General features: G+C 67.3%; 23 protein-coding genes. 6 read left to right on the top strand and 17 right to left on the bottom strand.

Features of this window, described 5'->3' with window-relative positions; translation table 11 throughout:
• The first annotated feature begins 56 nt into the window (after window positions 1-56).
• The 4 genes from CHC02_RS25050 to CHC02_RS25035 all read left to right on the top strand — a co-directional run bounded on the left by CHC02_RS25050 (window position 57) and on the right by CHC02_RS25035 (window position 4214).
• Entirely contained in the window at window positions 57-1274 is a 1218-nt protein-coding gene (locus CHC02_RS25050; protein ID WP_089394104.1) for an argininosuccinate synthase, read from the top strand.
• A 96-nt stretch (window positions 1275-1370) separates the two neighbouring features.
• Window positions 1371-1763, top strand: coding sequence for a lactoylglutathione lyase (gene gloA / locus CHC02_RS25045; RefSeq protein WP_009618415.1), 393 nt, complete (start codon window positions 1371-1373; stop codon window positions 1761-1763).
• Window positions 1764-2270: 507 nt separating this feature from the next.
• Complete coding sequence (locus tag CHC02_RS25040) at window positions 2271-3197, top strand: SphA family protein (protein ID WP_167364844.1); 927 nt, start codon at window positions 2271-2273, stop codon at window positions 3195-3197.
• Between the two features lie 9 nt (window positions 3198-3206).
• A complete protein-coding gene (locus tag CHC02_RS25035) occupies window positions 3207-4214 on the top strand; it encodes an MBL fold metallo-hydrolase (RefSeq protein WP_089394102.1) in 1008 nt (335 codons plus the stop codon).
• 75 nt (window positions 4215-4289) lie between these two features.
• Here CHC02_RS25035 and CHC02_RS25030 read toward each other — a convergent pair whose 3' ends face one another.
• The 11 genes from CHC02_RS25030 to metG all read right to left on the bottom strand — a co-directional run bounded on the left by CHC02_RS25030 (window position 4290) and on the right by metG (window position 13780).
• Window positions 4290-4469: a PA3496 family putative envelope integrity protein gene (locus tag CHC02_RS25030; protein WP_074976686.1), complete on the bottom strand. Its 180-nt coding sequence runs from the start codon at window positions 4467-4469 to the stop codon at window positions 4290-4292.
• Between the two features lie 108 nt (window positions 4470-4577).
• Window positions 4578-5216, bottom strand: coding sequence for an endonuclease III (gene nth, locus CHC02_RS25025; RefSeq protein ID WP_089394101.1), 639 nt, complete (start codon window positions 5214-5216; stop codon window positions 4578-4580).
• On the bottom strand, window positions 5213-5920 hold the full coding sequence (locus tag CHC02_RS25020; protein ID WP_089394100.1) for an electron transport complex subunit E: 708 nt from the start codon (window positions 5918-5920) through the stop codon (window positions 5213-5215). Before CHC02_RS25020 ends, nth begins: the two co-directional genes overlap by 4 nt.
• Window positions 5913-6557 (bottom strand): electron transport complex subunit RsxG, encoded by a 645-nt coding sequence (rsxG, locus tag CHC02_RS25015; protein WP_089394099.1) that lies wholly within the window; start codon window positions 6555-6557, stop codon window positions 5913-5915. Before rsxG ends, CHC02_RS25020 begins: the two co-directional genes overlap by 8 nt.
• Before the next feature lies 1 nt (window position 6558).
• Window positions 6559-7596, bottom strand: coding sequence for an RnfABCDGE type electron transport complex subunit D (locus CHC02_RS25010; RefSeq protein WP_089394098.1), 1038 nt, complete (start codon window positions 7594-7596; stop codon window positions 6559-6561).
• Between the two features lie 3 nt (window positions 7597-7599).
• Entirely contained in the window at window positions 7600-9897 is a 2298-nt protein-coding gene (gene rsxC, locus CHC02_RS25005; RefSeq protein ID WP_089394097.1) for an electron transport complex subunit RsxC, read from the bottom strand.
• Window positions 9894-10460, bottom strand: a complete 567-nt coding sequence (gene rsxB / locus CHC02_RS25000) for an electron transport complex subunit RsxB (protein WP_089394096.1) — start codon at window positions 10458-10460, stop codon at window positions 9894-9896. The genes rsxC and rsxB overlap by 4 nt, the downstream gene beginning before the upstream one ends.
• Window positions 10457-11041 (bottom strand): electron transport complex subunit RsxA, encoded by a 585-nt coding sequence (rsxA, locus tag CHC02_RS24995; RefSeq protein ID WP_089394095.1) that lies wholly within the window; start codon window positions 11039-11041, stop codon window positions 10457-10459. The genes rsxB and rsxA overlap by 4 nt, the downstream gene beginning before the upstream one ends.
• A 40-nt stretch (window positions 11042-11081) precedes the next feature.
• Window positions 11082-11393: a CcdB family protein gene (locus CHC02_RS24990; RefSeq protein ID WP_089394094.1), complete on the bottom strand. Its 312-nt coding sequence runs from the start codon at window positions 11391-11393 to the stop codon at window positions 11082-11084.
• Window positions 11393-11638, bottom strand: a complete 246-nt coding sequence (locus tag CHC02_RS24985; RefSeq protein ID WP_043272502.1) for a type II toxin-antitoxin system CcdA family antitoxin — start codon at window positions 11636-11638, stop codon at window positions 11393-11395. Before CHC02_RS24985 ends, CHC02_RS24990 begins: the two co-directional genes overlap by 1 nt.
• A gap of 108 nt (window positions 11639-11746) precedes the next feature.
• Entirely contained in the window at window positions 11747-13780 is a 2034-nt protein-coding gene (metG, locus tag CHC02_RS24980; RefSeq protein ID WP_089394093.1) for a methionine--tRNA ligase, read from the bottom strand.
• A gap of 216 nt (window positions 13781-13996) precedes the next feature.
• On the opposite strand from metG, the gene apbC reads away from it, so the two are divergent.
• Both apbC and dcd read left to right on the top strand, forming a co-directional pair.
• Complete coding sequence (gene apbC, locus CHC02_RS24975; RefSeq protein ID WP_089394092.1) at window positions 13997-15091, top strand: iron-sulfur cluster carrier protein ApbC; 1095 nt, start codon at window positions 13997-13999, stop codon at window positions 15089-15091.
• A gap of 96 nt (window positions 15092-15187) precedes the next feature.
• Window positions 15188-15754 carry a dCTP deaminase gene (dcd, locus tag CHC02_RS24970; protein WP_009620709.1) on the top strand — a complete coding sequence of 189 codons (567 nt, stop codon included), beginning with the start codon at window positions 15188-15190 and terminating at the stop codon, window positions 15752-15754.
• Between the two features lie 391 nt (window positions 15755-16145).
• Here the strand turns inward: dcd and CHC02_RS24965 are convergent, their stop codons facing one another.
• The 6 genes from CHC02_RS24965 to CHC02_RS24940 form a co-directional block, all read right to left on the bottom strand.
• Window positions 16146-16673 (bottom strand): AAA family ATPase, encoded by a 528-nt coding sequence (locus tag CHC02_RS24965; protein WP_089394091.1) that lies wholly within the window; start codon window positions 16671-16673, stop codon window positions 16146-16148.
• Window positions 16674-16684: 11 nt separating this feature from the next.
• Window positions 16685-17449: an ABC transporter ATP-binding protein gene (locus tag CHC02_RS24960; RefSeq protein ID WP_089394090.1), complete on the bottom strand. Its 765-nt coding sequence runs from the start codon at window positions 17447-17449 to the stop codon at window positions 16685-16687.
• A gap of 51 nt (window positions 17450-17500) precedes the next feature.
• Complete coding sequence (locus CHC02_RS24955; RefSeq protein ID WP_089394089.1) at window positions 17501-18214, bottom strand: ABC transporter permease; 714 nt, start codon at window positions 18212-18214, stop codon at window positions 17501-17503.
• Complete coding sequence (locus tag CHC02_RS24950) at window positions 18211-18936, bottom strand: ABC transporter permease (protein WP_089394088.1); 726 nt, start codon at window positions 18934-18936, stop codon at window positions 18211-18213. The genes CHC02_RS24955 and CHC02_RS24950 overlap by 4 nt, the downstream gene beginning before the upstream one ends.
• 82 nt (window positions 18937-19018) lie before the next feature.
• Window positions 19019-19798: an ABC transporter substrate-binding protein gene (locus CHC02_RS24945; RefSeq protein WP_089394087.1), complete on the bottom strand. Its 780-nt coding sequence runs from the start codon at window positions 19796-19798 to the stop codon at window positions 19019-19021.
• A 327-nt stretch (window positions 19799-20125) separates the two neighbouring features.
• Entirely contained in the window at window positions 20126-22669 is a 2544-nt protein-coding gene (locus CHC02_RS24940; protein ID WP_089394086.1) for a penicillin acylase family protein, read from the bottom strand.
• Window positions 22670-23130: the final 461 nt, after the last annotated feature.

The following is a 23130-nucleotide window of genomic DNA, read 5'->3' as shown; positions in this document are numbered from 1 at the left end:
CGAAACGCAGCAGTAGAATCGGCGGTTTTCGTGACAACCCCCCGTGGAGTGATGGCATGGCGGACGTGAAGAAGGTAGTCCTGGCGTATTCCGGTGGCCTGGATACCTCGGTGATTCTGAAATGGCTGCAGGATACCTACAACTGCGAAGTGGTGACCTTCACCGCTGACCTGGGTCAGGGCGAGGAGGTCGAGCCGGCCCGCGCCAAGGCCAAGGCCCTGGGTGTGAAGGAAATCTACATCGAGGACCTGCGAGAAGAGTTCGTCCGCGACTTCGTCTTCCCGATGTTCCGCGCCAACACCATCTACGAGGGCGAGTACCTGCTGGGTACCTCCATCGCCCGTCCGCTGATCGCCAAGCGCCTGATCGAGATCGCCAACGAGACCGGCGCCGACGCCATCTCCCACGGCGCTACCGGCAAGGGCAACGACCAGGTGCGTTTCGAGCTGGGCGCCTACGCGCTCAAGCCGGGCGTCAAGGTCATCGCTCCCTGGCGCGAGTGGGACCTGCTGTCCCGCGAGAAGCTGATGGACTACGCCGAGACCCACGGCATCCCGATCGAGCGCCACGGCAAGAAGAAGTCGCCGTACTCCATGGATGCCAACCTGCTGCACATCTCCTATGAGGGCGGCGTGCTGGAGGACACCTGGACCGAGCACGAAGAAGACATGTGGAAGTGGACCACCTCCCCGGAGAAGGCCCCCGACACCCCCACCTACATCGAGCTGACCTACCGCAAGGGCGACATCGTCGCCATCGACGGCAAGGAAATGACCCCGGCGCAGGTGCTGACCGAGCTGAACCGCATCGGCGGCATCAACGGCATCGGCCGCCTCGACATCGTCGAGAACCGCTACGTCGGCATGAAGTCCCGCGGCTGCTACGAGACCCCCGGCGGCACCATCATGCTCAAGGCCCACCGCGCCATCGAGTCGATCACCCTGGACCGCGAAGTCGCCCACCTGAAGGACGAGCTGATGCCGCGCTACGCCAAGCTGATCTACACCGGCTACTGGTGGAGCCCGGAGCGCGAGATGCTGCAGCAGATGATCGACGCCTCCCAGGAGTACGTGAACGGCGTGGTGCGCCTGAAGCTGTACAAGGGCAACGTCATCGTGGTCGGCCGCAAGTCCGACGACTCGCTGTTCGACGCCAACATCGCGACCTTCGAGGAAGACGGCGGCGCCTACAACCAGGCCGACGCCGCAGGCTTCATCAAGCTCAACGCGCTGCGCATGCGCATCGCCGCGAACAAGGGCCGCAAGCTGTTCTGATAAGCTTGCACCCCTGAGCCAGACGAACCCCGGCCACGAGCCGGGGTTCGTGTTTTGGAAGCCCGGAACAGGGCCTGATTGAGGAGTACGCACCCCATGAGACTGCTGCATACCATGCTGCGCGTCGGCGATATGGACAAGTCCATCGCCTTCTACACCGAAGTCCTGGGCATGACCCTGCTGCGCCGCAAGGACTACCCGGACGGCCAGTTCACCCTGGCCTTCGTCGGCTACGGCGCCGAGGACGAGAACAGCGTCATCGAGCTGACCTACAACTGGGGCGTGGACAAGTACGAGCTGGGCACCGGCTACGGCCACATCGCCCTGGAAGTGGACGACGTCTACAAGGCCTGCGAGGACATCCGCTCCCGCGGCGGCAAGATCACCCGCGAGCCGGGCCCGATGAAGCACGGCACCAGCATCCTGGCCTTCGTCGAGGACCCGGACGGCTACAAGATCGAGCTGCTGTCGCCGCAGCGCAAGGACTGAGGTTACCCCTGGAGGCGAGCAGCCGGCCTCCGACACCAAGTTCGAGCCGCCTGGCCCCTTCGGCCAGGCGGCTTTTTCATGCCCGCCGCGATGTTACCGAATGAACCAGGCATCGGTAGGGACCTGGGCATGGCCGCCCCACCTCGCACGTCGGTTCACCCCCCTGTTCAGCATTGAAACGTCGAACCTTGGCCGGCGTATCGGCACTCGGCGAGTTTTTCATTCAACTGGCTGATTCCAAAGGTTTAATGCCTGAAACACGGATCTACTGCCGAGCCCAATGGGCTGGCATGTCTTCTGCTATTTCCCCGGGGAAACATTGTTTCATGGGGGAAGTAGCTGAATCAGAGCCTTGCTCAGGGAGGAGCCGGGGGAGCGCTGCCAATGGCGCTCTATCGAATAGCCATTGCGGATTTCGAGCCTTCTTTGTGCCGTTCGTCGACATGACGATTGCGGTTGCGCAGAGGGCTTGGCCGAGGGCGACGAAGAACAAGAAAAGGAATGGAAATGAAGGCGCCACTTTTTGCCTTGAGTGTCGTGGGCTACCTGTTGCAACAGCCGGTTCTGGCAAGGAACGTCGATCCGGTGAAGCTGCCGCCGGTCAATCTAGGCGGCGGTTTCTTCGCCGAGGGCCTGGCGAGGCCGGGGCACCACCTGATGTTTCAGCAGAACTTCTATTCGGTTGAAAACATAAAGGACGGCTACGGAGAGGAAACACCCGGGGAAAAGAACAACCGAATAAGCACCAGCATTTTTCAATATGCGCTCAATACCTCGCAGAAGGTGTTTGGCGCCGAATACGGTTTCACGGTCAGGCTGCCCGTCATCCACTCGGACATCGATGTCGAAGGAGGAGCCAGGGGACGCGATTCCGGCGTGGGCGACATCACCCTGCGGCCGGTGAAGCTGACCTGGCGCGACATGCCGCTCGGCTCCGGGCGGCTCACCCTGCAGTCGATCCTGGCGCTGACCTTGCCCACCGGCGCCTATGACGCCAGGCAGCAGGTCAATGTCGGGAGCAACTACCTCTACCTGAACCCCATGTTCGCCGGCACCTACTTCAGTGGGCGCTGGAGCCACAGCTTCAACCTCGGGTATGTCTGGAGCGAGCGCAACGACGACCCCGTCGGCGGCCGGGCCCGGAGCGTCCAGCCCGGTGCGGCCATGAACCTGAGCCTGTCGAGCGGCTACCTGGTATCGGAGCGCCTCAGGCTGGGCCTGGCGGGCTACAGGCTGGAACAGTTGCACGACGATCGCATCGACGGGCGCAGGGTCGGCCGCTCGAAGGAGTCCGTCTCCGCGCTCGGGCCGGCCTTCTCCTATTTCCATCGCCAGGCACGGCTGGGCTTCGGGGTGGCCTGGTACGAGGAGTTCGACGCCAGGAACCGGGGCCAGGGTACCCGGGTGATCGCCAATATCCACAAGGGTTTCTGAGGAGGGGGTATGAACAACAAGCTGATCCTGTTGTTGCTGTCGCTCTGTTGCCTCGGTTCGCCGGGCATCGCCGCGTCCCGGGACGAGGCTCCCCTCTACCGCAGTGTCGACCTGGGCCGGCTCATGGGCACGGGCAGGGACTACCAGACGCGCATCGTCTTCCTGGGGACCGGCAGCCCCATCCTCGAGCCGAACAAGGCCGGGCAATCGATCGCGATCGTGGTGAAGGACCAGGTCTACGTGTTCGATGCCGGGCATGGCAGCATGAACAACCTGTCCAGGTATGCGGACGGCAAGGTCTTCCCCGCGTGGAAGATGCCCACCGGATACCCGGGCGCCGGCTACATGGACAAGCTGTTCCTGACGCACCTGGACAGCGACCATGTCCTCGATGTGCCGGCGTTTCTCCTGCGCTTCTGGATATACGGCCGCCAGGGACCGGCCCGGGTCCATGGCCCGCCGGGCACGGAGGCGCTGGTGCGTGGCGTGCTGGAGGGGAACAAGGCGTGGATAGACTATCGCCTGGCTTCGGCCAGGACGAGGAACAAGGCAGGCATCACCGTGGAAACCAGGGAGTTCTCGGCCCCCGGCCTGGTCTTCGCCGACGAGAACGTTCGCGTTTCCGCCTTCCAGGTCGTCCATGGCAGTTGGGACCCCGACAGGACATACGGGTACAGGGTGGAAACCCCGGACCTGGTGATCGCCATCACCGGCGACTATTCATACCGCTTGACCCCGGCACTGGAGGAGAAGCTGGCGGGCAGCGACATCGTCATCAGCGAAGTCATGAGCTCGGCGGGCACCGAGAAGCTTCCGGGGGAGTGGCGCGACTACATGCTCGATGCCCATACCACGGAAACGCAGTTGGCGGCGCTGATGGCCAAGGTGAAACCCGGGCTGCTGATCGGCACCCACGTGCTGACGCACGGGGAGGCGCGCAGCGACCTGCTGTCTCGCTTGCAGGCACTGTACGGGGGAAGCGTCGTGCTGGCCGAGGACAATATGGTCTTTCAATGAGCGCAGGTGTGCCGGACGCGTGAGCCGGAAAAACGAAGCCCCGCCAAGTGCGGGGCTTTTTCATGCAGGCAAGGCTCAGAGGTCGAAATCGTAGTCCGACAGCTGGCGCTGCAGGCGGCGCTCTTCGAGGTAGTTGTCGATGATGCGGCGCTTGGTCAGGTTGGTCTTGGCGACTTCGGCGGCAGCTTCGACGCTGTCGTCGGCATCGTCGGTGCTCACTTCGTCTTCGAGCTCGAGATCTTCTTTATCGGCCATAACGATCACTCCAGCGTGCGGGGTGTGCTTGGCGCCCCTTATAGCGACAAAGCTCGGGGCGGTAAAAAAGATTTTTTCAATGAGCGGCGATGCTTTTGACGATAGCACTCAATCGTCGGAAGTCTTGTGCTTGTACTCGCACAGGTCCTCGATCCGGCAGCTGCCGCACTGCGGCTTGCGCGCCTTGCAGACGTAGCGGCCGTGCAGGATCAGCCAGTGGTGGGCGTCCAGCAGGTATTCCCTGGGCACGAACTTGAGCAGCTTGCGCTCCACTTCCAGGACGTTCTTGCCCGGCGCGATGTTGGTGCGGTTGGCGACGCGGAAGATGTGCGTGTCCACCGCCATGGCCAACTGGCGGAAGGCGGTGTTGAGCACCACGTTGGCGGTCTTGCGCCCCACGCCGGGCAGCGCCTCGAGGTCCTCGCGGTTCTCCGGGACCTTGCTGCCGTGCTTCTCGATGAGGATGCGGCAGGTCTCGATGACGTTCTTCGCCTTGCTGTTGTACAGGCCGATGGTCTTGATGTACTCCGACAGCCCGTCCACGCCCAGGGCGTAGATGGCTTCCGGGGTGTTGGCCACTGGGTAGAGCCTGGCCGTGGCCTTGTTCACCCCGACGTCGGTGGCCTGGGCGGACAGGATCACCGCGATCAGCAACTCGAAGGGCGAGTCGTAGGCCAGTTCGGTCTTGGGGTCGGGGTTGTCTTCTTGCAGACGGCGGAAAATCTCCGCGCGCTTGGCGGCATTCATTCGATCACTCCGGTCACGCGGACGCGCTGGCGCTCTGCGGCGGGTACGTTGCCCGCCTGCGCCCTGGCGCGTTCCGCCAGGCTTTCATCGATACGGTTCTTCAGGGCTATCAGCAGGCCCAGCAGCAGGAAGGCGCCGGGCGGCAGCACGGCGAGCAGGAAGCCCTGGTAGTCGGCTATCTGCAGCTTCCAGCCGGCGGCGGCCGGGCCGAACAGCAGGTTCATGTCGGCCAGCAGGGTGCCGTGGCCGATGAGTTCGCGCAAGGTGCCCAGCACCAGCAGCACCAGGGCGAAGCCGGCGCCGGTCATCAGGCCGTCGAAGGCCGAGCGGGCGATGCCGTTGCGCGCGGCGAAGGCCTCGGCGCGGCCGAGGATCACGCAGTTGGTGGTGATCAGCGGGATGAAGATGCCGAGGATCTGGTACAGCTCGAAGGTCCAGGCCTGCATCAGCAGCTCGATGCAGGTGGTCAGCGCGGCGATGATCAGTACGAACACCGGCAGCCGCACGGCTTCGCTGAGCCAGCGGCGGGTGGCCGAGATGGCGGCGTTGGAACAGGCCAGCACGAAGACGGTCGCCAGCCCCAGGCCCAGGGCGTTGACCATGGAGTTGCTGGTGCCCAGCAGCGGGCACAGGCCCAGCAGCTGGACCAGGCCGGGGTTGTTCCGCCACAGGCCCTGGCGGGCGATCTCGCGGTAGCTATTCATGTGCCTCGCCTCCGGCCGCCGGCGCCAGCAGCTCGGTCTTGTGCGCGTCGAAGTACTGCAGCGCCTTGTGCGTGGCCTTGACCATGGCGCGCGGGGTGACGGTGGCGCCGGCGAACTGGTCGAACCGGCCGCCGTCCTTCTTCACCTTCCAGCCGGCCTCGCCGGGGTCGGCCAGGGAGCGGCCGTCGAAGCCGTGCAGCCAGTCGCTCTTGGCCAGTTCGATCCTGTCGCCCAGGCCCGGGGTTTCCTTGTGCGCCACCACCCGTACGCCGAGCAGGCGGCCTTCGGCGCTGACGCCCACCAGCAGCTCGATGGCGCCGCTGTAGCCGTCCGGCGCCGTGGCCGGAAGTATGACGCCGGTGGCGCGGCCCTGCAGGCGGGCGACGAAGGCCTGGGCCGGCTGCGGCTTGCCCAGCAGCTTGGGCTCGAAGACCTCGACGGGGGCGTCCAGCGGGTGGTTGTCGTAGCTGCCCGGCGGCAGCAGCTCCAGCAGCAGGCGCCCGCGCGCCTCGCGCTGGGCCTGCTCGATGCGCGCCTGGGTGAACTGGTGGACCACCGCCACCAGGCCCACGCAGAGCACCGCGAAGGCCCCCAGCAGCAGGGCGTTCTTCAGCATGGAGCGGCGGCTGTCGGCCATCTCATTCCCCCAGCTTGAAGCCGCGCCTGGGCTTCTTGTGCCCGTAGGTGCGCGGGCGGGTGTAGTAGTCGATGGTCGGCGCCGCCAGGTTCATCAGCAGCACGGCGAAGGCCACGCCGTCGGGGTAGCCGCCCCAGGCGCGGATCACGTAGGTGATGATGCCCACGCCCAGGCCGAACACCAGGCGCCCGCGGTTGCTGGTGGCGCCGGAGACCGGGTCGGTGACGATGAAGAAGGCGCCGAGCATGGCCGCCCCGCCGAACAGGTGGAACAGCGGCGAGCCGTGGGAATCCGAGCCCGAGCCGTTCCAGAACAGCAGGCTCATGACGAACAGGCCGCCGAGCATGCCCAGCGGCGCATGCCAGGTGAACAGCTTGCGCCAGAGCAGGTACAGGCCGCCGGCGAGGAAGGCCAGGTTGACCAGCTCCATGCCGCGCCCGCCGACATGGCCGAAGGCCGTGCTCTGCGTCACCAGCTCGTCGATGGTCAGGCTGTGGTTGTTCTTCAGCACGTCCAGCGCGGTGGCGCCAGCCCAGGCGTCCGGCGGCGGCGCGCCGAGACCGAGAATGCGCGACAGGCCGTCGACCAGCCCGAGGCCGGCGTCGGGGCTGGGCCAGCGCGTCATTTCCAGGGGGAAGGACACCAGCACCACCACGTAGCCGAGCATCGCCGGGTTGAACGGGTTCTGCCCGAGGCCGCCGTACAGGTGCTTGCCGAACACCAGGGCGAAGGCGGTGGCCAGCAGGCTCAGCCACCAGGGCGCGTAGGGCGGCAGGGCCAGGGCCAGGAGCACGGCGGTGACCAGCGCGCTGCCGTCCTGGAGGAAGACCGCCAGCGGGCGCTTGCGCAGGTACAGCATCAGCGCTTCGGTACCCAGGGCCACGGCCGAGCACCAGAGCAGGTTGAACAGGGGGCCGACGCCGTACAGGGCGATCAGCGCCAGGGCGCCCGGCACCAGCGCGGCGAGCACCTGCAGCATGACTTTCTGCGTGCGGTTGGCGCCGGTGGCGTGGGGCGAGGAAAAACGCGGCAGGGCCATGGGCTACTCCGTATCGCGCGCGGCCAGCGCGCTTTGCGCTGCCGCCAGGCGCTCGCGCGCGGCGGCCAGGCGGGCTTCGTCGGCGCCTTCGCGTTCGAGCTTTTTGAGGTCGGCGCGGGCGTAGGCCAGTTCGGTCTTGAGGGCGCGGGTGGCGGCGTCCACCGGGCGCTTGTCGATGCGCTGCAGGTCCGGCGCCGGCTTGCCGCTGGCGTCCTCGGCGGCGTGCAGTTGGCGCTCGGCCTCGGCCAGGGCTTCGCGCAGCAGGGCCAGCTGCGCTTCGCCGGCGCCGTCCTGCTCGGCTTTCCGCAGCTCGGCGCGGCGGGTGACCAGGGCGACCTTGGCCTTCTTCAGTTGCGCCATGCCGTCGCCGGCCGGTGCCGACGCGGGTTCGGGCTCCGCCTGCAACTGCGCCGGGCGGCGCTCGGCCTGCTCGGCGGCTTCGCGCAGCTGGGCGAGGGTGGCCTGCTGCTGTGCGTCGGGCGCTTCGCCGAAGGCTTTCTCGGACTTCTTCAATTGGGCGCGGGCCATGGCGGCGTCGATCTTCGCCTTCTTCAGGGCCGCTTCATCGCGGGCTTCCGGCACGGGGGCGGCGGGGGCCGGCCCGGCTTCGGCGGCCTCCAGGGCCAGGCGCGCCTGTTCGGCGGCCTGGCGCAGGGCCTCGACCTGGGCGCGCAGTTGCTCGGTGTCGTGGGCGGCCAGTTGCTTCTCGGCCTTCTGCAGGGCGACGCGGGCCATGCTGGCCTCGATCTTCAGCCGCTTGAGGTCGGCGCCGGCGTTGCCCACGGCCTTTTCCGCCTTCACGCGCGCGATGGCCGATTGCGGCGCTTCCGCCAGCGGCGCGGCGGCCTGGGCCTCGCGGGCGCGGGCGGCGCGTTCCAGGCGGGCCTGGCGTTCCCCGGCCTTGCGTTGCTCCTCGCGGCGCAGGCGTTCCTGGCGGTGCTCGAAGCGCAGGCGCGAGTGCTCGGCCTTCTGCTGTTTCAGCTGCAGTTCGCGGATGTCCGCCTTGGCCGCGCGGTAGTACTGCACCAGCGGGATGCTGGAGGGGCAGACGTAGGCGCAGGCGCCGCACTCGATGCAGTCGAACAGGTTGTAGGCCTGCAGCTGCTCGTGGTCGTCGCCCCGGGCGAAGAAGTACAGCTGCTGCGGCAGCAGGCTGGCCGGGCAGGCCTGGGCGCAATCGCCGCAGCGGATGCACGGCAGGGCGACGGGTGGCGCCGGCAGTTCCTCGGCGGTGGCGGCCAGCAGGCAGTTGGCGGTCTTGACCAGCGGGGCCTGCAGGTCGCCCAGGGTGACGCCCATCAGCGGGCCGCCCATGAGCAGGCGGCCGAGCCTGTCGTGGTCGAGGCCGGCGAAGTCCAGCAGTTCGCCGACCGGCGTGCCCAGCAGCGCCTCGACGTTCATCGGCCGCGCCAGGGCGGCGCCGGTCAGGGTGGTGATGCGCGAGATCAGCGGGCGGCCGAGGATCAGTGCATCGCGCAACGCCACGGCGGTGCCGACGTTGACGCAGACCATGCCGATGTCCGCCGGCAGGCCGCCGCTGGGCACCTCGCGGCCGCTGAGCAACTGGATCAGCTGGCGCTCGCCGCCGGAGGGGTACTTGGTCGGGACGACGCGCAGCTCGATGGCGCGCTCGCCGATGGCCTGGCGCAGGGCCTCGATGGCCTGCGGCTTGTCGTCCTCGAGGCCGAGCAGCACCTGCTGCGGTTGCAGCAGGTGGATGAGGATCTCGATGCCTTCCACCAGTTCGGCGGCGCGTTCGCGCATCAGCATGTCGTCGGCGCTGATGTAGGGCTCGCACTCGGCGCCGTTGATCACCAGGGTGTGCAGGTCCTCGGCGGCGCGCGCGGCCAGCTTGGCGGCGGTGGGGAAGCCGGCGCCGCCGAGCCCGGCGATGCCGGCCTGGCGGATGCGTTCCAGCAGGGCGGCGGGGCTTTCCTGGCGGTAGTCGGGGCAGGGCTGCAAGGGCGCCCATTCGTCCAGCCCGTCGGCGTCGATGACGATGGCTTCGGCCAGCAGGCCGGAAGGGTGTGGATAAGGTTGCTCGCCGATGGCCACCACCGTGCCGGAGGTCGGTGCATGCACGGCGGCGCTGATGGCGCTGCCGGGGCTGGCGATCATCTGGCCCTTGAGCACGCGCTCGCCAACGTCCACGCAGGGCAGGGCGGGCGCGCCGATGTGCTGCTGCAGTGGCAGGACCAGGCGCTTGGGCAGCGGCGCCCGGAGGATGGGGCCGGCGGTGGATTGCTGCTTGTGGGTCGGCAGGCGCAGGCCGCCGGGGAAGTCCCAGGCCCTGGCGTTCATGCGGCCTGCTCCCGGTCGCTGGCGATCAGCCGGGCAGCGGGCAGCGGCCATTTCCATTCGCGTACGCCGACCTGCAGGTCACGCATCTCGATGCAGTCCACCGGGCAGGGCTCCACGCACAGGTCGCAGCCGGTGCATTCGGCGGCGATCACCGTGTGCATCTGCCGCGCGGCGCCGACGATGGCGTCCACCGGGCAGGCCTGGATGCACTTGGTGCAGCCGATGCACTCGGCCTCGCGGATGAAGGCCACACGCGGCGGGGTTTGCGCCGGAGCGTCCAGGGGCGGAGCCTCGACGTCGAGCAGGTCGGCGAGGGCGGCGATGGTGGTGCTGCCGCCGGGCGGGCACTTGTTGATCGCATCGCCCTGGGCGATGGCTTCGGCGTAGGGCTTGCAGCCGGCGTAGCCGCACTGGCCGCACTGGGTCTGCGGCAGCAGGGCGTTGACCTGTTCGGCCACCGGGTCGCCCTCGACGCGGTAGCGCACCGCCGCGTAGCCGAGCAGGGCGCCGCTGGCCAGGCACAGGGCCAGCAGCACGCCGACCGCGAGCAGCACGGCAGTCATAGCTTGATCAGCCCGGTGAAGCCCATGAACGCCAGGGACATCAGCCCGGCGGTGATCATGCCGATGGCCGCGCCCTGGAAGGGCCCGGGCACGTCGGCGAGGGCGATGCGCTCGCGCAGGGCGGCGAACAGCACCAGCACCAGGGAGAAGCCCAGGCCGGCGCCGAAGCCCTGCACGCTGGACTGCAGGAAACCGTACTCGGGCTTGTTGGCATTGAGCAGGGCCACGCCGAGGACGATGCAGTTGGTGGTGATCAGCGGCAGGAAGATGCCCAGCACGCGGTACAGCAGCGGGCTGCTCTTCTTCACCAGCAGTTCGGTGAACTGCACCACCACGGCGATCACCAGGATGAAGCCGATGGTGCGCAGGTACTCCAGGTCCAGCGGCCGCAGCACGTAGCGCTGGAGGATGTAGCTGCAGATCGAGGCCAGTGTCAGCACGAAGGTGGTGGCCAGGGCCAGGCCGATGGCCGTCTCGATCTTGCGCGACACGCCCATGAACGGGCACAGGCCGAGGAACTGCACCAGCACGAAGTTGTTGACCAGGATGGCGCTGACCAGGATCAGGGCGAGTTCGGTCATGGCCGGGCGCCTCGGGCCGGGCGGTGGAACTTGGGCATGCTCAGATTCCCGTGATCAGCAGGTCGATGGCGGCGATGATGTCCAACCGCAGGTGCGCCAGGCTGCCCACCGGCTTGCCCAGCTCGCGGCGCGCCACGCCGGCCATCTGCGGGGTGAGCAGCAGCAGCTTCTCGCCCTCCACCGTCACCTCGGGCATCAGCCGCTCGATGCCGGCCAGGCCCTTGCCGCGGCTGAGCGGGATCACCACGCGGGTGTTCAGCGAGGCGAGCAGGTCGCTCTGCACGTCCAGCAGCAGCGGGATATCCTCGCGGCTGCGCGGGCTGGGGTTGCGGTACAGGTCGAACTGCGGCATCAGAAGCTCCGCAGGTCGTCGGCGAACACGCCGGCGCCGTCCACATGCTGATTGTAGGCGTCGATGGCCTGGCGGTTCTGTTCCAGCCAGCGTTGCCGCAGGCGTTCGCGCACCACGTCGGCCAGCGCTTCCTCCAGCACCGCCGAGAGGTTCACGTCCAGCTCGCGGGCCTGCTTGAGCAGGTCGCTGTTCAGGCTGAGGTTGGTGGCTTTCTTCGGGGCTTGGGGATCGTAGGTCGTGTGCATGGGAACCTCCGCGGCGAATGCGCATAGGTTATGCGCATGGCTGGAGTGGGGCAAGGCGGAAACGACGACGCCGGCCCAGGGGCCGGCGTCGTGGGCAGCGCAGGTCGCTTACTTCACGCGCTGGCCCGGCTTGGCGCCGCTGTCGGGGCTGAGCAGGTAGATTTCCTCGCCGCCGGGGCCGGCGGCCAGGACCATGCCTTCGGAGACGCCGAACTTCATCTTGCGCGGGGCCAGGTTGGCCACGTACAGGGTCAGGCGGCCTTCGAGCTTGCTCGGGTCCGGGTAGGCGCTCTTGATGCCGGAGAACACGTTGCGCTTCTCGTCGCCGATATCCAGGGACAGGCGCAGCAGCTTGTCGGCGCCCTCGACGAACTCGCACTTCTCGATCAGCGCGATGCGCAGGTCGACGGCGGCGAAGGCGTCGAAGTTGATTTCCGCGGCCAGCGGGTCCTTGGTCAGCTCGCCATTGCCCTTAGGCTGGTTGGCGGCGGCGAGGTCTTCCTTGGAGGCTTCGATCATGGCTTCGATTTTCGCGGGTTCGATACGGGTCATCAGCGGGTTGAACGGGTTCAGTTGGTGGTTGGCCAGCAGGTTCTCGTGGTCGGCCCATTTCAGCGGGGCGACGTTGAGGAAGGCTTCGGCGGCCTCGGCCAGCTTCGGCAGCACCGGCTTGAGGAAGATCACCAACTGGCGGAACAGGTTCACGCCCAGGGCGCAGATGGCCTGCACCTCGGCCTGCCTGCCTTCCTGCTTGTTCAGCGCCCAGGGCGCCTTGTCGGCGATCCAGGCGTTGGCCTGGTCGGCCAGGGCCATGATCTCGCGCATGGCGCGGCCGAAGTCGCGGGCCTCGTAGGCGGCGGCGATGCTCGGCGCGGCGCTCTGGAAGGATTCGACCAGTTCCGGCGCCGGGTTGGCGTCCACCAGCAGGCCGGCGTTGCCCTTGTGGATGAAGCCGGCGCAGCGGCTGGCGATGTTGACCACCTTGCCGACCAGGTCGGAGTTGACCTTCTGCACGAAGTCCTCGAGGTTCAGGTCGAGGTCGTCGACGCCGCGGCCCAGCTTGGAAGCGTAGTAGTAGCGCAGGTATTCCGGGTCCAGGTGGTCCAGGTAGGTGCGCGCCTTGACGAAGGTGCCGCGGGACTTGGACATCTTCTGGCCGTTGACGGTCAGGTAGCCGTGCACGTTCAGCGCGGTCGGCTTGCGGTAGCCGGCGCCTTCGAGCATGGCCGGCCAGAACAGCGCGTGGAAATTGACGATGTCCTTGCCGATGAAGTGGTACAGCTCGGCGCTGGAATCCTTGTTCCAGAAGGCCTCGAAGTCCAGCTCCGGGCGGCGCGCGCAGAGGTTCTTGAAGGCGGCCATGTAGCCGATGGGGGCGTCCAGCCAGACGTAGAAGTACTTGCCCGGGGCCTCGGGAATCTCGAAGCCGAAGTAGGGCGCGTCGCGGGAGATGTCCCATTCCTGCAGGCCGGCGTCCAGCCATTCGGCGATCTTGTTGGCCACCGACTCCTGCAGGCTGCCGCTGCGCGTCCACTGCTTGAGCATGGCGTCGAAGTCCGGGAGCTTGAAGAAGTAGTGCAGCGACTCCTTGAGCACCGGGGTGGCGCCGGAGATGGCCGATTTCGGGTCCTTCAGCTCGGTGGGCGCGTAGGTGGCGCCGCAGGCCTCGCAGTTGTCGCCGTACTGGTCGGCGGTGCCGCACTTCGGGCAGGTGCCCTTGATGAAGCGGTCGGCCAGGAACATCTGCTTTTCCGGGTCGAAGTACTGGGTCACCGGGCGGGTGGCGATGTGCCCGGCGTCGCGCAGCTTCAGGTAGATGGCCGAGGACAGCTCGCGGTTCTCTTGCGAGTGGGTCGAGTGGTAGTTGTCGAAGTCCACCAGGAAGTCGGCGAAGTCGGCCATGTGCTCGGCGCGCACGGCGTCGATCAACTGTTCCGCGGTGATGCCCTCGCGCTCGGCGCGCAGCATGATGGCCGAGCCGTGGGCGTCGTCCGCGCAGACGTACACCGCCTGGTTGCCACGCATCTTCTGGAAACGCACCCAGATGTCGGTCTGGATGTATTCCAGCATGTGGCCCAGGTGAATGGAGCCGTTGGCGTAGGGCAGGGCGCTGGTGACGAGGATCTGGCGGTTTTCGGACATGATGCTCAGGCCATTGGGGCAAAACGAGGGAAGTCGGTAACTATATAGGAAGCGGCAAGCTGCAGGCCACAACAGGCTACAGGCGGCAGGCCATAGGCTGCAGGCAGGAGCGAAGAGCGTTCGCTGCCTGCTGTTCGCCTGAAGCCTGCAGCCTGTAGCCTGCCGCTGCTGTTAGAATTCCCTCCTACCGTGCTCAGCCTTTTTTCGGGAGAACCCATGAGCGTCGTCACCCGCGCCACGGTGGAGGCCGTCCTCCGCCAGATCACCGACCCGCACACCGGCCAGAACCTGCTCGACGCCGGTTACCTGCGCGACCTCGACATCCAGGGCGGCCGCGTTGCCCTGGGCCTGGAGCTGGGCTACGCCTGCGGCCTGTTCAGGAATGGCCTGGCGCAGACCGTGCAGATGGCCCTGGAGGCCGCCGACGGGGTGGAGTCGGCCCAGGTGAAGGTGGATGTGAGGATCGCCGCGCACAAGGCCCAGGCCCAGGTGCCGGGCATGAGCAACGTGAAGAACATCATCGCCGTGGCCTCCGGCAAGGGCGGCGTGGGCAAGTCCACCACCGCCGCCAACCTGGCCCTGGCGCTGGCCCGCGAGGGCGCGCGGGTGGGCATCCTCGACGCCGACATCTACGGCCCCAGCCAGGGCATCATGTTCGGCATTCCCGAGGGCACCCGGCCGAAGGTGCGCGAGCAGAAGTGGTTCGTGCCGCTGGAGGCCCATGGCGTGGAAGTCATGTCCATGGCCTTCCTCACCGACGACAACACCCCGGTGGTGTGGCGCGGGCCGATGGTTTCCGGCGCGCTGCTGCAATTGATCACCCAGACCGCCTGGAACGACCTGGACTACCTGGTGATCGACATGCCGCCGGGCACCGGCGACATCCAGCTGACCCTGGCGCAGAAGGTCCCGGTGGCCGGCGCGGTGATCGTCACCACCCCGCAGGACCTGGCCCTGCTCGACGCCAGGAAGGGCGTGGAGATGTTCCGCAAGGTCAACATCCCGGTGCTGGGGGTGGTTGAGAACATGGCGGTGCACATCTGCTCCAACTGCGGCCACGCCGAGCACCTGTTCGGCGAGGGCGGCGGTGAGAAGCTGGCGGCGCAGTACGGCGTGGAGCTGCTGGCCTCGCTGCCGCTGTCCATGGCCATCCGCATGCAGGCCGACGGCGGCAGGCCGACGGTGATCGCCGACCCGGAAAGCCAACTGGCGATGATCTACCAGGAAATGGCCCGCTGCGTCGGTGCGCGCATCGCCCTGAGCGAGAAGGACGCGCCGGCCATGCCGAGCATCTCCATCAGCGAGGACTGACCCTGCGACAAGGCCGCCCGGCGCGCCCCTTTGCCGGGCGGCGCGCCTGCCGGTAAGATTCGCGTTTCATTTTTCAGCAGCTACGGGACGCCCGCCATGAGCATCAAATCGGACAAGTGGATTCGCCGCATGGCCCTGGAGCACGGGATGATCGAGCCCTTCGTCGAGCGCCAGGTGCGCGGCGCCGACGACAGCCGGGTGATCTCCTACGGCGTTTCCAGCTACGGCTACGACGTGCGCTGCGCGGCCGAGTTCAAGGTATTCACCAACATCCACTCGGCGGTGGTGGACCCGAAGAACTTCGACGAGAAGAGCTTCGTCGACATCAACAGCGACGTCTGCATCATCCCGCCGAACTCCTTCGCCCTGGCGCGCACCGTGGAATACTTCCGCATCCCCCGCGACGTGCTGACCATCTGCCTGGGCAAGAGCACCTACGCGCGCTGCGGCATCATCGTCAACGTCACCCCGCTGGAGCCGGAGTGGGAAGGCCACGTGACCCTGGAGTTCTCCAACACCACCAACCTGCCGGCGAAGATCTACGCCCACGAGGGCGTGGCGCAGATGCTGTTCCTGCAGTCGGACGAAGCCTGCGAAGTGTCGTACAAGGACCGTGGTGGCAAGTACCAGGGGCAGACCGGGGTGACCCTGCCCAAGGCCTGAGGCCGAAGGCGGATATACGGGAAACCGGGCCATGGCCCGGTTTTTTGTTGCCTGGGGGGAAGAGGGCGGCATGGCCCCCTGTAGGAGCGCGCCCTGCGCGCGATTGCGGGCCAACCGGCTAGCGATGTCGCTGCCCGGCTGCTGCGGACGGCGCCCTCTCCCGCTTTCGGGAGAGGGGACCGTTGGGCAGGGCGAGGGGGCATGGAGTCAGCCGGTAGCTCCGTTCGCGAGCAAGCTCGCTCCTACGAGAGCGGGCAGGGCGGGTGTGCGGGATGACCGTTGGGCTTCGCTTGACGCCGAACGACTCCCTCTCCCGCTTGCGGGAGAGGGCTGGGGAGAGGGTAGCGGACTTCGCCGCCACGCCGACGCCAGGGCTGGCCCCCTTCCGTCCTCAGGCCTGCAGGTGTTCCAGGACGAAGTCGGCGCGCGCTTCCAGGCCGGCCAGCGGCAGCTCGACCACCTGGTAGCCCAGTTCGCCGTAGACTTCGCGCATCACCGCCGCGGTTCGTTGCGCTTCGGCGAAGTCCTGCTTGCGTTCGGCATCGTTGTGGTAGATGGCTTCCCAGGGCGGGGCCAGGAGTACCAGGGGTTGATAGCGCAACTGCCGCGCCGCCTGCAGCAGGTCCGCATCCACCGCCAGGCCGCATAGCCGGGCGTAGCCGAGCACGTCGGGCAGGCCGCGGTCGAACAGCCAGGTGCCGCCGGACTCGTGGGCTTCGGCGTAGGTGCTGGCGGCGTGCTCGAACATGCGCCGGCAGAAGGCCTGGCGGTCGCCCCAGGGCAGGGCGTTGCCGCCGTGGGCCAGTTCCTCGCGGATGATCGCCCGGCCGCCTTCCCCGACGCAGGCCAGGCCGCGGCCGCGCAGGTGTTCCAGCAGGCTGGTCTTGCCCGAACCGGGGCCGCCGGTGAGAACGAACAACCGCGCCGACCTCACTTCAGGTTGCCACTGAGGAACTGCCGCAGCCGCTCGCTCTTCGGCTGGCCCAGCACCTCCTGGGGCGGGCCCTGTTCCTCGACGCGGCCCTGGTGGAGGAACAGCACCTGGCTTGAGACCTCGCGGGCGAAGGCCATCTCGTGGGTCACCAGGATCATGGTGCGGCCTTCCTCGGCCAGGGCCTTGATCACCTTGAGCACCTCGCCCACCAGCTCCGGGTCCAGCGCCGAGGTGGGTTCGTCGAACAGCATGATCTCCGGCTCCATGGCCAGGGCGCGGGCGATGGCCACGCGCTGCTGCTGGCCGCCGGAGAGGAAGGCCGGGTACTTGTCCTCCACCTGCGCAGGCAGGCCGACCTTGGCCAGGTAGCTGCGCGCGCGCTCCTCGGCTTCCTTGCGCTCGATGCCCAGGACGCGGCGCGGGGCCAGGGTGATGTTCTCCAGCACCGTCAGGTGGCTCCACAGGTTGAAGTGCTGGAACACCATGGCCAGCCGGGTACGGATGCGCTGCAGCTGCGCCGCATCGGCCACGCGCATGCCGCCAGGGCTGGGGACCATGCGCACGACCTCGCCGTCCAGGCTCATGCTGCCTTCGTCGGGTTGTTCGAGGAAATTGATGCAGCGCAGGAAGGTGCTCTTGCCCGAGCCGCTGGCGCCGATCATGCTCACCACGTCGCCGGTGCGGGTTTCCAGGGAAACGCCCTTGAGCACTTCGTTGTCGCCGTAGCGCTTGTACAGGCCTTCGATCTTCAGTGTGGTCATGGAGTCCTCGGGTGCGCCGGCCGCCCCCTGGCGGCCGTGGGTGGATGGGGTTCAGCCATGGCTGGGGCCGAGGAAGGCCAGCCAGCGGCGTTCGGCCAGGCGGAACAGGCCGACCAGGGTGAAGGAGGTCACCAGGTACAGCGCCGCGGCTATGCCGAAGGACTGGAAGGACAGGAAGGTGGCGGCGTTGGCGTCGCGGGCGACCTTCATGATGTCCGGCACCGTGGCGGTGAAGGCCACGGTGGTGGAGTGCAGCATGAGGATCACTTCGTTGCTGTAGTAGGGCAGCGAGCGGCGCAGCGCCGAGGGCATGATCACGTAGCGGTACAGGCGCCAGCCGCTCAACCCGTAGGCATGGGCCGCCTCGACCTCGCCGTGGGCGATGTTGCGGATGGCCCCGGCGAAGATCTCGGTGGTGTAGGCGCAGGTGTTCAGGGCGAAGGCCAGCAGCGTGCAGTTCAGGCCGTTGCGGAAGAAGGCGTCGAGGATCGGCTGCTCGCGCACCGCCGCCACGCTGTAGATGCCGGTGTAGCAGACCAGCAGCTGGATGTAGAGCGGCGTGCCGCGGAACACGTAGGTGTAGAACTGCACCGGCCAGCGCACCAGCGGGTTGCGCGAGACGCGGGCGATGGACAGGGGGATGGCGAAGGTGAAGCCGAAGGCGATGGACACCGTCAGCAGCCAGAGCGTCATGGCCAGGCCGGTGATGTGGTAGCCGTCGGTCCAGAGGAAGGCCTTGCCGTACTGCTGCAGCAACTCGATCATCGCAGGGCCTCGCGCACGCCGATGGCATAGCGGCGCTCAAGGGCGTTGAGCACGATGTTGGAAACGGTGGTGAAAAGCAGGTAGATAGCCGCCGCCACCAGCAGGAAGAACAGCAGCCGGTAGCTGCTCTTGCCGGCGTCCTGGGCCGCGCGCACCACGTCGGAGAGGCCGATGATGGAGACCAGCGCGGTGGACTTGATCAGCACCATCCAGTTGTTGCCCAGGCCTGGCAGGGCGAAGCGCATCAACTGCGGGAAGAGCACGAAGCGGAAGCGCTGCAGGCGCGTCAGGCCGAAGGCGCTGGCGGCTTCCAGCTGGCCGCGCGGCACGGCGAGGATGGCCCCGCGGAAGGTCTCGGTGAAGTAGGCTCCGTAGATGAAGCCGAGGGTGATGATGCCGGCGCTGAAGGGGTCGATCTCGATGTAGTCCCACTCCATGTAGTCGGTGATGTCGGCCAGCCAGGTCTGCAGGCTGTAGAAGATCAGCAGCATCAGCACCAGGTCGGGCACGCCGCGGATCAGCGTGGTGTAGGCGATGGCGGGGAAGCGCAGCAGCCTCGAGCCGGACAGCTTGGCGCTGGCGCCGAGCAGGCCCAGCAGCACCGACAGCAGCAGCGAGCAGATCGACAGCTTGACGGTCATCCAGGTGCCGTCGAGGAGGATGGAGCCGTAACCCTTGAGGCTCATGTTCTCGGCCAGGGTCCGGAAGAAGTCCTGGAGCATGCGCAGGAAACTCCTTGTGCCTTGTCAGCAGAATAGACCGCCCCCGGCCGCCTTGGCGGCGGCCGGGGGCGGCGGGCGCGGGTCAGTCGTTGTAGATGTCGATGTCGCCGAAGTATTTCTTCTGCAGCTTGTCGTAGGTGCCGTCGGCGTGGATCGCCTTGATGCCCTTGTTGATCATCTCGCGCAGTTCGTTGTTGCCCTTCCTGATGCCGATGGCGATGTCGGCCGGCATCAGCGGGTCGTGCACCGGCTTGCTGATCTCGAAGCCCTTGCCCTGGTCGGTGGTGAGGAAGCCCTGCTCGGCCTGCAGCATGTCCTGCAGCGAGACGTCCAGGCGCCCGGACACCAGGTCGGCGTAGACCTGGTCCTGGTTCTGGTAGCTCTTCACGTTGACCCCGGCCGGCTCCAGCTTGGCCTTGGCGAAGGTTTCCTGGATGGTGCCCTGCTCGACGCCGACGGTCTTGCCCTTGAGGGATGCGGCGGTGGCCTCCAGGCCCGAGCCCTTCTTGCTGATCATCGCGGTGGGGCTGGTGAACAGCTTGTCGCTGAAGTCGATTTCCTTCTGGCGCGCCTCGGTGACGGTCATCGAGGAGATCACGCCATCGAACTTGCGAGCCTTCAGGCCCGGGATCATGCCGTCGAAGTCGTTGGCCATCCATACGCACTTGACCTTCAGGTGCGCGCAGATGGCGTTACCCAGGTCGATGTCGAAGCCGACCAGGCTGCCGTCCGGCGCCTTGGACTCGAAGGGCGCGTAGGACGGGTCGGTGGCGAAGCGGATTTCTTTCCATTCCTTGGCCTGCAGGGCTCCGGCGCCAGCCAGCAGCACCAGGGCGGAGAGGGTCAGCCATGCTTTTTTCATCGGTTGGAATCCTTGGTGGTTGATTCAAGCAGTGGAACGAAAGGCATAACATCAATGTGACAGCAAGTTTCGAACCAGGGGCGCAACCACGGGCCTCGGCGGTAGGAGGCGGACGACAGGCGCGTTCCTACGACAGGTATAGCAGCCGGTCGGGGAAGCGATGCCCCGTAACGGGGCGAGGGGGCGGGGCTTTCGGTAACAGCCTGGTGCGCCGGTTGTGGCGCAGGCACCAAAAAAGAAAGGCACCCGAGGGTGCCTTCAAGATGATCATGGAGTAAGTCGACAGTTAGGAGTCGGCGGCGCGGCGGAAGTTCCCGCGCCGGCCGACTATTTCTGCGGCACCAGGGTCAGGCGCTTGCTGCCGTAGACGCGGTCGAGGTTCTGGCTCTGGAACGGGAAGCTCATGTAGTCGCCCTTCAGCCAGGCGTCGATGCCGTCGGCATAGTGCGGGCTGGCCGGGTTGCCGGACTGGCCGCTGCTGTTGAGGCCCAGCATGGGCTCGCTCTGGCCGAAGTCGACGACGATGCGCATGGCCGGGATCAGCCAGGTGTCGAAGTCCTGGCCCCAGGCGTAGGCGGACACGTTCAGCGTGCTGTGGTCGCCGCCGGCGGGGTAGGGGCCGCGGTCCAGGTAGCCCTTGATCGCCCCCAGGCTGGCGCGCTGGCCGGCGTCCAGGTAGGGCGCCATCTTGGTGCTGTCGCTGACCCAGTCGTAGGTGTGCAGCTTGCCCCACTGCCAGGCGCGGCGGTCGGCGCCGAGCTTCTGTTCGCAGAAGGCGGTGGCGGCAGCCAGGCTGCGGGCGAGGATGGCCGGCTTGTCTTCCTTCTGCGGGGTCTTCACGTCGTCCCAGAACGGGCTGTCGTCGCGGCCCAGCAGGTGGTCGGCCTGGGCCGAGTAGGAAAGGTCGGCGTTCTGCACGAAGGCCTTCCAGGCCGGGCTGTCTTCCGGGCCCAGTTCGTCGAGGAAGATCTGCCGGGCGCTTTCCTGCAGGAAGGCTTCGTAGAGGGCGGCATCGGCGGAAGTGGCGGAGAGCTTGCCGTCGAAGGCCATCAGCCGGTCCAGGGCCTCGCGGGCGAGCTCGCGCTGGCCGGCGGGCAGGGCCTGGATCGCCTGCTTCAGCGGCCCGGCCATGCCGGGCGCGTCGAGCATGCCCTGCAGCTTGGCGGCGAAGGGCGTGGTCTGGTCGTACTGCATGGCGATCATGCTGCGCGCGTCGTGTCGGTTGCTGGCGTTCGCCAGCTGGGCGATGCGCTCGGCGCGCTCGGGGTAGTACCAGGAGCTGGACAGCTGCGCGCCATAGCCGGGCTGCACGGTGCGGTTGTTGGCGGTGCCCAGCCAGCCCTGCTGCGGGTCCTGGTCGGACGGGTGGAGGATCGGCTCGGCGTAGCCATCCCAGTCGTAGCGCCCGTCCCAGCCCGGGGAGGGCAGCAGGCCGCGGCCGTCCTTGCGGTTGGGGAAGCGCCCGGTGACCTGCCAGCCGATGTGCTTCTCGTCGGCGAACACGATGTTCAGCGGCATGGCGCGGATTTCGCGGGTGGCGTCGAAGGCCTGCTCGACGCTCCTGGCCCGCGACAGGTCGAAGAAGGCATCCAGGCTCCTGTCCGATACCGCCTGGATGCTCTGGTAGGCCAGGCCGTAGCCGCTGGACAGCGGCAGCGGCTGCAGGTCGTTCTTCTTCGCGCCGAGCAGGGCGCTGTTGAGCAGCGGGCCGTGGCGGGTCTCGTAGATGGTCTCGCGCACTGGGCGCTGGCCCTTGACGAAGAAGGTCTCGACGCGCTCGCGGGCCGGCTTCCACTGGCCGTCGGCCAGGTAGTAGAGCTTGCCGCCCTGGCGCCGCACCTGCTCGAGGAAGACGTCCTGGTTGTCGCCCATGACCATGGTCATGCCCCAGGCCAGCTTGCCGTTGAAGCCGGCCACCACCCCGGGCACGCCGGCGATGGTGACGCCGGCGGCGGTGTATTTCGGCGAGCGGACCTGCATGAAGTTCCAGATCGACGGCATCGACAGCGGCAGGTGGGTGTCGTTGGCCAGCAGGCTCTTGCCGCTGCGGCTGCGCTGCGGGGCGATGGCCCAGTTGTTGGAGGCGGCCACGCCGAGCATCTGCAGGCTGGCCACCGTCTCGGCGGCGGCGCCCACCTCGGCCAGGCCGGGAATCTGCCCGGCGAGCTTCAGGCCCTTGAGCTTGTCGGCCTCGGCGAAGGGCAGCTCCTCGTCCGGGTAGATGGGCGTGAGCCAGGCGAGCTTCTCGGCACCGACCTTCTGTGCCAGCGCCAGGGAATCCAGTTCCTCCTGCAGGTTCACCGCCAGGCCGAAGTTGAGCAGGGCGAAGACCAGCGCGGAGTCCTCCGGCTTCCAGTATTCCGGGCGGTAGCCGGACTCGGCGATGTCCATCGGCAGTTTGTCGCGGTAACGGAACAGGTAGGCGTTGACGCCGCGCGCGTAGGTCTCGAAGAAGCGCTTCAGGCGCGGCGAGGCGCCGGCGTAGAGGGCGTTGGCGGATTGCTTGAGATCGACCGTGCGCATGAAACGGTCGATTTCCAGGGCGCCCGGGCCGACCATCTCCGACAGCCGCCCCTGGGCCATCAGGCGCAGGCCGACCATCTGGCTGATGCGGTCGCTGGCATGCACGTAGCCCATGGCGAAGAGCGCGTCGTGGAAGGTGCTGGTCTCGATCAGCGGCATGCCCAGGGCATTGCGGCGCACCGACACGCTTTCGGCCAGGCCCTTGAGCGGCTGCACGCCGGAGGTCGGCGGCAGGCTGTCGGCGTAGCGGTCGTTCAGCCAGGTCTGACAGCCAGTCAGGCTGACGGCGGCGCTGAGGGCGGCGGCGAGGCCGAATCGGGGAAGCGGGCGGAAGGCTCGCGAGGCCATGGAAGCGTGCTCCTGCACAGGGCTTGCGGAAAGCCGCTACGTTAGTGAGGCACGCCCCTTCGCGCAAGCCGCGGGAGCAGGGAATTCGCGGGGTGTGGAGGGGGAAGGGTAGGTGAGGATGTTCGCGAAGGGGAGCGTGCCACAGGGTAGCCCGGTGCGCCCGGCGAGCCTACGGGTTTCCAGAGAAACCTCCGGGCGCACCGGAGCGCCCCTTCAGAAGGCTGAGCGAAACCGGCGCTCAGGAGGTCATGCGACATGGATGTCGCGAGAGCCCCGATCAGCACAGGGACGTGCTGTCGGGGCGGGCCTCCGTGGCGGGGGAATTCGCGAGAGTAGCCCGGCTTCATCGGGCCCGTATGTCGGGGCATGTAGAGGACAAGCACATGGGTAACAAATGAGTTCAGTCACATGGGTGACACTCGCATCGTCAGGTATCGATCATTTCGCTCGTGTTCGTCCAG

This window comes from Pseudomonas delhiensis (assembly GCF_900187975.1).
Classification (GTDB): domain Bacteria; phylum Pseudomonadota; class Gammaproteobacteria; order Pseudomonadales; family Pseudomonadaceae; genus Pseudomonas; species Pseudomonas delhiensis.
This window is presented reverse-complemented; position numbering and strand designations above follow the sequence as displayed.